This window comes from Micromonospora sp. MP36 (assembly GCF_008119785.1).
Lineage (GTDB): Bacteria > Actinomycetota > Actinomycetes > Mycobacteriales > Micromonosporaceae > Micromonospora.
Map to the genome: position 1 here is coordinate 1 of NZ_VSFA01000167.1, position 10,514 is coordinate 10,514.

Genomic DNA, 10,514 nt, shown 5'->3' on the forward strand with positions numbered 1-10,514 from the left:
CAGCCCATGGGGGTCGGGCGGGGCACGCAAGCACCGTCAGGTGCTCGAAAAGGCCGCCGAGACTATGAGTCGGTGACCGTCGGGGGAAGTCTTCGGCCGGCTGGCCAGCGGGGCGACGGGGGATCGCCTCTCCGCGGCGGCCGGGACCATGTACAACGACCGGCGGCCCACCGTCATTCCGACCCGGGTCCACCCGGCAGCCCTGACACAGGGCGCCTTCCTCGGCCGTGCACCCATGTGCAACGCCCCCTGCCCGCCCACCATTCCGGCCGCGGGGCCGGCCACACCGGCAAACCGGACATCACCCGCCGCAACGCCCGACCGGATCGCGAACCTCCGGTGATCCACCTCCACGTCGCGTAAACGGCGGTATCCGATAGCCACCGATACCGCCACATCCCGTACCTGGAGTCGATCAAGGTCCAATCGGCACGGGGCGGCCAGGGGCGCAGCGCGGAGAACGGACGTCGCACCGCCTAGGGTGGTCAGGGTGGCAACCCTTCTGCTTCTGCGACACGGCCGGACCACCGCGAACGCCGACGGCGGCCTGGCCGGCCGGCAGCCGGTTGAGCTGGACGAGACCGGGCGCGCCCAGGCCACGGCGGTCGGCGAGCGGTTGACGGGGCTGCCGCTGGCGGCGGTGGTGACCAGCCCGCTGGTCCGCTGCCGGCAGACCCTGGAGCTGGCCCTCCCGCAGGCCGAGCCGGTGGTGGAGGAGGGGCTGATCGAGTGCGGGTACGGCAGCTGGGAGGGGCAGCCGCTGAAGAAGCTGGCGAAGGAGCCGCTCTGGCCGGTGGTCCAGCAGCACCCGAGCGCGGCCGTCTTCCCGGAGGGGGAGTCGATGGCGGCGATGGCGGCGCGGGCGGTCGCGGCGGTGCGTTCCTGGGACGCCCGGATCACCGCCGAGCACGGGCCGGAGGCGGTCTGGCTGGCGTGCAGCCACGGCGATGTGATCAAGGCCATCGTGGCGGACGCGCTCGGCGTACACCTGGATCTGTTCCAGCGGATCGTCGCGGACCCGGCGTCGGTGACGGCGATCCGCTACACGCCGCTGCGGCCGTTCCTGGTCCGGCTCAACGACACGGGCGGTGATCTGGCCGGGCTGGTGCCGCCGCCGCGAAAGCGCCGCCGGCGGTCGGCGCGGGCCACGGACTCGGACGCGGCGGTGGGCGGCGGCGCGGGAACGGCCCCGTGAGCGCGAGGAGTGAGCCGGTCCTGCGAGCGCCGCAGTCGCGAACAGAGGTGAACCGATGAGCCGCCCCGCCACGCCCGGGAACGGCCCCCGTGGGTGCCGGTGTTTCGCCCTGGGCGGATTCAGCGTCGGTGCGCTGCACGGCGGTTCCGCCCTCCGGATAGGGTCGTGGGTATGACCCACCAGGTGCACGCCTTCGAGCCGCCGGAGCGGTTCGTCGCCGGAACCGTCGGCCCGCCGGGGGAGCGTACGTTCTTCCTGCAGGCGCGCGGCGGTGGTCGGCTGGTCAGCGTCGCGCTGGAGAAGGTCCAGGTGTCCCTGCTCGCCGAGAAGCTGGAGGAGTTGCTCGCCGAGGCGCAGCGCCGGTTCGGCGTCCAGCTGCCCGAGGCGTCCGTCGTGGTCGGCGACAACGACCCGCTGGACACCCCGGTCGACGAGGAGTTCCGGGTCGGCACGCTGGGCCTGGCCTTCGATGTCGACAGCGCGACCGTGGTGATCGAGGCGATCGCCGCCGGTGAGGCGGAGGTCGAGGTCGCGCTGGGCGAGGCCGACGACGACGAGGACGAGGACCCGGACGAGCCGGACGACGACCTCGACCGGCTGCGGGTGCGGCTGACCCCCGAGGCGACCCGCGCGTTCATCGAGCGGGCCCGCCGCGTGGTTAACGCCGGCCGTCCGCCCTGCCCGCTCTGCGGCCAGCCCCTGGACCCCGCCGGGCACCTCTGCCCGCGGCACAACGGTTATCACCGGTGACCTCGTCGGAACTCCAGCCCCGACAGGACGGCGCCGCCACGCTGCGGCTGCTCACCGACGGTGAGCTCACCCTGGAGGGGCGGCTGGTCGACGCCTCCAACACCACCCTGCGCGGGATCCTCACGCTCGACGGGGCGACCGCGCGCTGCGTCTACAAGCCGGTCCGCGGCGAGCGTCCGCTCTGGGACTTCCCGGACGGGACGCTCGCCGGCCGGGAGGTGTCGGCGTACCTGGTCTCCCGGGCGAGCGGGTGGGACCTGGTGCCACCCACCGTGCTGCGGGACGGGCCGTTCGGCCCCGGCTCCTGCCAGCTCTGGATCGACGAGCCGGAGGACGTCGAGCCGCTGGTCGGTTTCGTCCCGGCCGAGGCCCTGCCGCCGCGCTGGTTCCCGGTCGCCGCGGCCCGCGACGACGACGGCGCCGCGTACGCTCTCGCGCACGCCGACGACCCGCGGCTGGCCCGGCTCGCGGTCCTCGACGCGGTGCTCAACAACGCCGACCGCAAGGGCGGTCACGTCATCGTGGGCCCGGACGACCGGATCTACGGGGTCGACCACGGCGTCTGCTTCCACGTCGAGGAGAAGCTGCGTACGGTGCTGTGGGGCTGGGCCGGCCGGCAGTTGCCGCCGGACGCGGTGGAGATGCTGGCCGGACTGGCCGGGCAGCTCACCGGGACGCTCGGCGACGAGTTGGCCGACCACCTCACCGTCGGTGAGATCGCCGAGGTGGCGGCCCGGGTGGACCGGCTGCGGGAGAGCGGGCGGTTCCCGCAGCCCCCGGAGGACTGGCCGGCGATGCCCTGGCCGCCCATGTGAGCCGTTGTCGTGTTGATCACCCGCGGCGCGCACCCCGAGCGCCTGACGGATCGTTAGGCTGGCGGGCATGGAGTCTTGGGCGGGACACGAGGTGCCACGGCTGCCGGGCCGGGGCGAGCCACTGAGTTTGTACGACTCGGCACGGCAGGGTCTCCAGCCCAGTCAGCCCGACGGGGTCGCCTCGATGTACGTCTGCGGCATCACCCCGTATGACGCCACCCACCTCGGGCACGCGGCTACCATGATCGCCTTCGACCTGGTGCAGCGGATGTGGCGGGACGCTGGCCTGACCGTGCGGTACGTGCAGAACGTCACCGACATCGACGACCCGCTGCTGGAGCGGGCCGAGCGCGACGGCGAGGACTGGAAGGTCCTGGCCATGCGGGAGACCGCCCTGTTCCGGGAGGACATGGAGGCGCTGCGGATCATCCCGCCGGAGCACTACGTCGGCGCGGTCGAGTCGATCCCGGACATCGCCGAGAAGGTCCTGGTGCTGCTCAAGGATGGCGCGGCGTACCGGCTCGACGACGGCACCGGCGACGTCTACTTCGACATCAGCGCGGCCCCGGAGTTCGGCTACGAGTCGAACCTGTCCCGGGAGCAGATGTTGGAGATCTTCCCGGAGCGCGGCGGCGACCCGGACCGGGCCGGCAAGCGGGACCCGCTGGACCCGTTGCTGTGGCGCGGGGCCCGGGAGGGGGAACCGTCCTGGCCGGGCGGCGAGCTGGGTGCCGGGCGTCCCGGCTGGCACATCGAGTGCGCGGTGATCGCGCTGAACCTGCTCGGTGACCGGATCGCCGTGCAGGGCGGCGGCAACGACCTGCTCTTCCCGCACCACGAGTGTTCGGCGGCGCACGCCGAGCGGCTGACCGGCCAGGCGCCGTTCGCCGACCACTACGTGCACGCCGGGATGATCGGCCTGGACGGGGAGAAGATGTCGAAGTCCCGGGGCAACCTGGTCTTCGTGTCCCGGCTGCGGGCGGACCGGGTCGACCCGATGGCCGTCCGGCTGGCCCTGATGAGCGGGCACTACCGGGCCGACCGCTCGTGGACCGACGAGTTGCTGGTCGCGGCGCAGGAGCGGCTGGCCCGCTGGCGCCGAGCCGCCGCCGCGCCGGCCGGGCCGTCCGGCGACGAGTTGCTGGCCGGGGTACGCGCCCGCCTCGCCGACGACCTGGACACCCCCGGCGCCCTGGCCGTGGCGGACGCCTGGGTCGCGCAGGCCCTCGCCGGGGTGGCCGACGACAACGCCGCCCCGAAGCTCTTCGCGGACACCGTCGACGCGCTCCTGGGCATCCGCCTCTGACCCGACGCAGCCCAGGCCGCGCCGTCACCCCGGCGGGCAGGATCGTGCTCGATCCGGCTCTGACCCGACGCGGCCCAGGCCGCGCCGTCACCCCGGCGCGCAGGATCGTGCTCGATCCGGGATGTGGTGGCCTCCCCGTACGGCCGAGGCCACTACATCCATGTTGAGGGCGACCCTCGGCCCGGACCGGGACGGGCGGCGGGCTTAGCCGAGGACGAGGCCGGGGTCCGGGTCGGGCTGCTCGGCCGGGGCGGGGATCTTGTACTCCTCGGTGAGCGTGGTCATCGGGCCGGGCCAGGTGGCCTGGGCGACCTCGATCGGCTTGCGCCGCTCGTCGTAGGCGACGTGCAGCAGGTGCAGCACCGGGGTGTCCGGCCGGATCTGCAGGATCTCCGCCTCCTCCCGGCTGGGCTGGCGGGCACTGATCGTGTCGGTCGCGGTGACGTACCGCCGCCCGGTGGCCTCCTCGGCCTCCTGGTAGAGCGGGCGGCCGAACGCCTCGGCCCGCTCCAGTGAGGTGCCCGTGGTGTCGGCCGGCAGGAACCAGGAGGCGCCCACCTCGACCGGCGACTCGTCGGTGCGGACCAGGTGCCGCCGGCAGAGCAGTTCGGTGCCGTCGGGCACCCCGAACGCGTCGGCCACCTCCGGCGGGGCGGGGGCGCGGCCGACCGAGACGAGCTGCTGCCGGTACCGGGCGGCCAGGTCGGTGTGGTAGCCGCGGAAGCCGCCGTATCGGCCGCGGGAGAGCCGGTTGAGCCGGCGCCGGGTGCCTCGGACATACGTACCGGAGCCGGGTTTGGTGATCAGGATGCCCTCGACCCGCAGCTGGTCGACGGCGCGTTGCACCGTCTGCTTCGCGACGCCGAACATCTCGGCGATGGCCGGGATGGACGGCAGCCGCTCGCCGGGCCCCCAGTCGCCGCGGCGGACCTGGGCCTTGAGCTGCGCGGCGATCTGCCGGTGCGGGAACTCGGCCGCGCCCGGGTTGATCTGCATGCCCGCCTCCTTGTGACAGCTAGGTTCCTAGGATGTCGTGGCGGGGGCAACCTCGCCACCCCGGACACGCCAAAAGCCGGGCCCCGGACGAGGTGTCCGGAGCCCGGCGCGCTCGGCTGATCGGGGGAGGGGCTACCAGGAGCCGGCGGTCGGGCCGGCGGAGCCGCCGCGGCGGCGCAGGTACTTCTCGAACTCCTGGGCGATCTCGTCGCCGGTCAGCGGGGTGATGCCGGCGTCACCGACCCGCTCCTCCAGCTCGCGGACGTACTCGCCCAGCTCGGCGTCCTGCTCGGCCGCGCTGCGCACCCGCTGCTCCCACTCGGCGGCCTCCTCGGCCAGGTCGGCCATCGGCACCGGCAGGTCGAGCACCTCCTCGACCCGGTGCAGCAGCGCCAGGGTGGCCTTGGGGCAGGGCGGGTTGTTGGCGTAGTGCGGGACGTGCACCCAGAACGACACCGCGTCGACCTCGGCCCGGGCGCAGGCGTCGTGCAGCACCCCGACGATGCCGGTCGGCCCGTCGTAGCGGGTGGGGGTGAGCTGGTAGCGCTTGGCGGCGTCCGCGTCCGACGCGCTGCCGCTGATCGGCAGTGGCCGGGTGTACGGCACGTCGGCCAGCAGCGCGCCGAGCAGCACCACGCGTTCGACCTCGAGGCTGTGGCAGATCTCGAGGACCTGCTCGCAGAAGGTGCGCCAGCGCATGCTCGGCTCGATGCCGCGGATCAGCACCACGTCCCGGTCGGTGCCGGGTGGGCTGGCCACCATGAAGCGGGTGGTTGGCCACTCCACCCGGCGGGTCTCCCCGTCGGCCATGGTGATGGTCGGCCGGCTCACCTGGAAGTCGTAGAAGTCCTCCGGGTCCAGCTCGGTCACCTGCCGGGCCTGCCAGACCTGCTCCAGGTGCTCCACGGCGGCGGTCGAGGCGTCCGCGGCGTCGTTCCAGCCCTCGAAGGCCGCGATGGCGACCGGGGACCGCAGCACCGGCAGTCCGTCGAACTCGGTCACGCCGTCACCTCGCCCTGCTCGCCGGGAGCGGGTTGCCCGGACGTCCGCCGGCCTACGACAACGCCAGCTCGGCGCGTCTGGCGCCGCGCCGCGACCTGGAGCCGTCGCACGGTCGCGTCCCTGATGTTCCTCACGTCCGCCAGCCTACGTGCCGGCGCGGGCTGCGGCCCGTCGGCCGCGCCGGTCGGCCGGCGTGACCAACCCGGCCGAAGGGGGCGAAAGGGACGTGGTGATCCCGCTGACAGTATGTGGGAAGGCACGCTTGCGACAACCGTGTGCGGAACTGTCGCACTAACCTGGCTCTGTGCGGACTTCGTTGCTCGATGTGCTGGCGGACCGGATCCTCATCGCCGACGGGGCGATGGGGACGATGCTCCAGGCGGCCGACCTGACCCTGGACGACTTCGACGGCCTCGAAGGCTGCAACGAGATCCTCAACGTCACCCGGCCGGACGTCGTCCGCGGGGTGCACGAGGCGTACCTGGCGGCCGGGGCGGACTGCGTCGAGACGAACACCTTCGGCGCCAACCTGCCGAACCTCGCGGAGTACGGCATCGCCGGGCGGATCCGGGAGCTGTCCGAGGCGGGAGCGCGGCTGGCCCGGGAGGCCGCCGACGCGTACGCGACGCCGGAGCAGCCCCGCTTCGTGCTCGGCTCGATCGGCCCCGGCACCAAGCTGCCCACCCTCGGCCACGCCGCGTACGCCTCGCTGCGGGACGCGTACCAGGAGAACGCCGCCGGTCTGATCGTCGGCGGCGCGGACGCGCTGATCGTGGAGACCTGCCAGGACCTGCTCCAGGTGAAGGCCGCGGTCATCGGGTCGAAGCGGGCGATGGCCGAGCTCGGGCGGCAGGTGCCGATCATCTGCCACGTCGCCGTCGAGACCACCGGCACGATGCTGCTGGGCAGCGAGATCGGGGCGGCGCTGACCGCGATCGAGCCGCTCGGGGTGGACCTGATCGGGCTCAACTGCTCGACCGGCCCGGCGGAGATGGGCGAGCACCTGCGCTACCTGTCCCAGCACTCGCGGATCCCGCTGTCGGTGATGCCGAACGCCGGCCTGCCCGTGCTGACCGCGGAGGGGGCCTACTTCCCGCTCACGCCGGTGGAGATGGCCGACGCGCTGGAGCAGTTCGTCAACGAGTACGGCGTGTCCCTGGTGGGCGGCTGCTGCGGCAGCACGCCGGAGCACATCCGGGTGCTGGTGGAGCGGCTGCGCGGGACGCGACCGGCGACCCGGGAGCCGCGGCCGGAGGCGGGGGTCTCGTCGATCTACCACCACGTGCCGTTCGCGCAGGACGCCAGCGTCCTGATGGTGGGGGAGCGGACCAACGCCAACGGCTCCAAGGCGTTCCGGGAGGCGATGCTCGCCGGCGACTGGCAGGCGTGCGTGGAGATCGCCCGCGGCCAGGCCCGGGACGGCTCGCACCTGCTGGACCTGTGCGTCGACTACGTCGGCCGGGACGGCACGCGGGACATGCGCGAGCTGGCCGGCCGGTTCGCCACCGCCTCCACCCTGCCGATCATGCTGGACTCCACCGAGCCGGCGGTGATCGAGGCCGGGCTGGAGATGCTCGGCGGGCGTTGCGTGGTCAACTCGGTGAACTTCGAGGACGGCGACGGCCCCGACTCCCGCTACGCGCGGGTGATGCCGGTGGTCCGGGAGCACGGCGCCGCCGTGGTCGCCCTGCTCATCGACGAGGAGGGCCAGGCCCGCACCAGGGACTGGAAGGTACGCGTCGCGGCCCGGCTGATCGAGGACCTGACCGGCCGGTGGGGGCTGCGCCGGGAGGACATCCTCATCGACGCGCTGACCTTCCCGATCGCCACCGGTCAGGAGGAGACCCGCCGCGACGGCATCGAGACGATCGAGGCGATCCGGGAGATCTCGACCCGCTACCCCGGGGTCAACTTCACCCTGGGCGTCTCCAACGTCTCCTTCGGACTGAACCCGGCCGCCCGGCAGGTGCTCAACTCGGTCTTCCTGCACGAGTGCGCGCAGGCCGGCCTGACCTCGGCGATCGTGCACGCCAGCAAGATCCTGCCGATGTCGAAGATCCCCGACGAGCAGCGCGAGGTTGCCCTCGACCTGATCTACGACCGCCGCCGCGAGGGCTACGACCCGGTGCAGCGGTTCATCGAGATCTTCGAGGGCGTCGACGCGGCGTCGGCGCGCGCCACCCGGGCCGAGGAGTTGGCCGCGCTGCCGCTGGACGAGCGGCTCAAGCGGCGGATCATCGACGGCGAGCGCAACGGCCTGGAGGCCGACCTGGACACCGCGATGGCCGAGGGGCGCCCGCCGCTGTCCATCATCAACGACCTGCTGCTCGACGGCATGAAGGTGGTCGGCGAGCTGTTCGGCTCCGGCCAGATGCAGTTGCCGTTCGTGCTCCAGTCCGCCGAGGTGATGAAGACCGCGGTGGCCTACCTGGAGCCGCACATGGAGAAGACCGACGACGGCGGCAAGGGCCGCATCGTGCTCGCCACCGTCAAGGGCGACGTGCACGACATCGGCAAGAACCTGGTGGACATCATCCTGTCCAACAACGGCTACGAGGTCGTCAACATCGGCATCAAGCAGCCGATCAACGCGATCCTCGACGCCGCCGAGCAGCACCGGGCCGACGCGATCGGCATGTCCGGCCTGCTGGTCAAGAGCACGGTCATCATGAAGGAGAACCTCGCCGAGATGGCCGCGCGCGGGGTGGCGGAGCGTTGGCCGGTCCTGCTGGGCGGGGCGGCGCTCACCCGGGCGTACGTGGAGGACGACCTGCGGGGGATGTTCCCCGGGCAGGTGCACTACGCCCGGGACGCCTTCGAGGGGCTGTCCCTGATGGACCGGGTGATGACCGCCAAGCGGGGCGGCGCGCCGGTGGTCGACCCGGAGCGGGAGGCGGCCCTGGCGGCCCGCCGGGAGCGGCGGGAGCGGCAGCGGGCCATGGTGCACGAGGCGCTGCCGGAGCTGGACGACGCCTCGGTCCGCTCCGACGTGGCCGTTGACGTGGAGGTGCCGAAGCCGCCGTTCTTCGGCACCCGGGTGGTCAAGGGGTTGCCGCTGGCCGACTACGCGGCGCTGCTCGACGAGCGGGCCACGTTCCTCGGGCAGTGGGGGCTGCGCGGCGCCCGGGGTGGCAAGGGCCCGTCGTACGAGGAGCTGGTGGAGACGGAGGGCAGGCCGCGGCTGCGGTACTGGCTGGACCGGCTGATCGCCGACCAGGTGCTCGAGGCGGCCGTGGTGTACGGCTACTTCCCGGCGTACTCGGAGGGCAACGACCTGGTGGTGCTGGACGAGAACGGGCACAGCGAGCGGGCCCGGTTCTCGTTCCCCCGGCAGCGGCAGGAGCGGCGGCTGTGCCTGGCCGACTTCTTCCGGCCGAAGGGCGACGAGCTGGACGTGGTGGCGTTGCAGCTGGTCACCGTGGGGCAGCCGATCAGCGAGTACACGGCGAAGATGTTCGCCGGCAACGAGTACCGCGACTATCTGGAGGTGCACGGCCTGTCCGTGCAGCTCACCGAGGCTCTCGCCGAGTACTGGCATCGGCGGATCCGGGCCGAGCTGACCCTGCCGGGCGGCCGTACGGTGGCCGACGACGATCCGGCGGATCTGGCTGGTCTGCTGCGCACCGACTACCGCGGCTGCCGGTACGCGTTCGGCTACCCGGCCTGCCCCGACCTGGAGGACCGGGCGAAGATCGTGGAGCTGCTGGGCGCGGAGCGGATCGGGGTGCAGTTGTCGGAGGAGTTCCAGCTGGTGCCGGAGCAGGCCACCGACGCGATCGTGGTGCACCACCCGGAGGCGAGCTACTTCAACGCCAAGTGACGCTACCGATCGGTCAGCGCTTCGTGTAGTCGCTGGTGCTCTCGTTCGGTGCCGATCGCGGCTCGGTGTTCGGGGTGTAGGGCGTAGTGCCGGATGGCGTCGGCGAGGAACTGGGCGTCGATGCTGTCGGTGGGCAGGGTGCCTGCTGGTGCCCGCCCACGACGCTGCACCAGCTCGGGCCGGGCGTACCCGAGGCGCAAGGTCGGTGGCTGGTCGGCGGGGCGGTGGGTGTGTCCCGCAGGCATTGCCTCCCACGGCACGATCAGGAAGCCGAGGACGTATCGGACGTGCACGCCGTCTTGCCGTAGTTGGACGCCGAGCCCACGCCATGCGGCGACGACGAGCAGGGCGGCGAGGATCGGCATGGAGATGGCAGTCGGCAGGGAGTCGAGCGCCTGCGGGCTCCCGAGCGTCTCTGATCAGCTTATTGATCCTGAGTCGGATGGGGTTTCCGGGATCGTTTCCCACCGTGGTGGGGTCGCGTGGGCGTGTAGGTGGAATCCTGCGCCCAGGGCGGCTCCGCGTGGCTGGTGGCCGGTGGTGGGTGTGCTGGTCGTGTTCACGCCCTGGTGTCGGTGGGCTGCGCGGGGCAGCTTCCGGTCCGTTGGTGCGTGTCCCTCCGGACGCTTT

Annotated in this window: 8 protein-coding genes; 5 read left to right on the forward strand and 3 right to left on the reverse strand. The window is 72.6% G+C overall.

Annotated elements, in window-relative coordinates; all coding sequences use genetic code 11:
* The first annotated feature begins 481 nt into the window (after positions 1–481).
* The 4 genes from FXF52_RS38830 (at position 482) to mshC (ending at position 4,066) form a co-directional block, all read left to right on the forward strand.
* Positions 482–1,195 carry a histidine phosphatase family protein gene (locus FXF52_RS38830; RefSeq protein WP_148804653.1) on the forward strand — a complete coding sequence of 238 codons (714 nt, stop codon included), beginning with the start codon at positions 482–484 and terminating at the stop codon, positions 1,193–1,195.
* Positions 1,196–1,366: 171 nt separating this feature from the next.
* On the forward strand, positions 1,367–1,945 hold the full coding sequence (locus tag FXF52_RS38835) for a DUF3090 domain-containing protein (RefSeq protein ID WP_148804654.1): 579 nt from the start codon (positions 1,367–1,369) through the stop codon (positions 1,943–1,945).
* The gene (locus FXF52_RS38840; RefSeq protein WP_148804655.1) at positions 1,942–2,760 is read left to right on the forward strand and encodes an SCO1664 family protein; all 819 of its coding nucleotides are present in this window, start codon (positions 1,942–1,944) and stop codon (positions 2,758–2,760) included. Before FXF52_RS38835 ends, FXF52_RS38840 begins: the two co-directional genes overlap by 4 nt.
* Positions 2,761–2,827: 67 nt before the next feature.
* A complete protein-coding gene (mshC, locus tag FXF52_RS38845; RefSeq protein ID WP_148804656.1) occupies positions 2,828–4,066 on the forward strand; it encodes a cysteine--1-D-myo-inosityl 2-amino-2-deoxy-alpha-D-glucopyranoside ligase in 1,239 nt (412 codons plus the stop codon).
* Between the two features lie 204 nt (positions 4,067–4,270).
* Here the strand turns inward: mshC and FXF52_RS38850 are convergent, their stop codons facing one another.
* Together FXF52_RS38850 and FXF52_RS38855 are read right to left on the reverse strand one after the other, a co-directional pair.
* Entirely contained in the window at positions 4,271–5,062 is a 792-nt protein-coding gene (locus tag FXF52_RS38850; protein ID WP_148804657.1) for a GntR family transcriptional regulator, read from the reverse strand.
* A 132-nt stretch (positions 5,063–5,194) separates the two neighbouring features.
* Positions 5,195–6,064, reverse strand: coding sequence for a PAC2 family protein (locus FXF52_RS38855; RefSeq protein WP_148804658.1), 870 nt, complete (start codon positions 6,062–6,064; stop codon positions 5,195–5,197).
* A gap of 304 nt (positions 6,065–6,368) precedes the next feature.
* Between FXF52_RS38855 and metH the strand changes: the two genes are divergently transcribed.
* The gene (metH, locus tag FXF52_RS38860; RefSeq protein WP_187413978.1) at positions 6,369–9,884 is read left to right on the forward strand and encodes a methionine synthase; all 3,516 of its coding nucleotides are present in this window, start codon (positions 6,369–6,371) and stop codon (positions 9,882–9,884) included.
* Between the two features lie 2 nt (positions 9,885–9,886).
* On the opposite strand, the gene FXF52_RS38865 is transcribed toward metH, so the two are convergent.
* On the reverse strand, positions 9,887–10,249 hold the full coding sequence (locus tag FXF52_RS38865; RefSeq protein ID WP_148804659.1) for a hypothetical protein: 363 nt from the start codon (positions 10,247–10,249) through the stop codon (positions 9,887–9,889).
* Positions 10,250–10,514 lie beyond the last annotated feature (265 nt).

Bases quoted from the DNA above. Each gene is read 5' to 3' on its own strand.
- FXF52_RS38865 (WP_148804659.1), bottom strand. From the start codon at position 10,249: ATGCCGATCCTCGCCGCCCTGCTCGTCGTCGCCGCATGGCGTGGGCTC.
- FXF52_RS38835 (WP_148804654.1), top strand. From the start codon at position 1,367: ATGACCCACCAGGTGCACGCCTTCGAGCCGCCGGAGCGGTTCGTCGCC.
- mshC (WP_148804656.1), top strand. From the start codon at position 2,828: ATGGAGTCTTGGGCGGGACACGAGGTGCCACGGCTGCCGGGCCGGGGC.
- FXF52_RS38850 (WP_148804657.1), bottom strand. From the start codon at position 5,062: ATGCAGATCAACCCGGGCGCGGCCGAGTTCCCGCACCGGCAGATCGCC.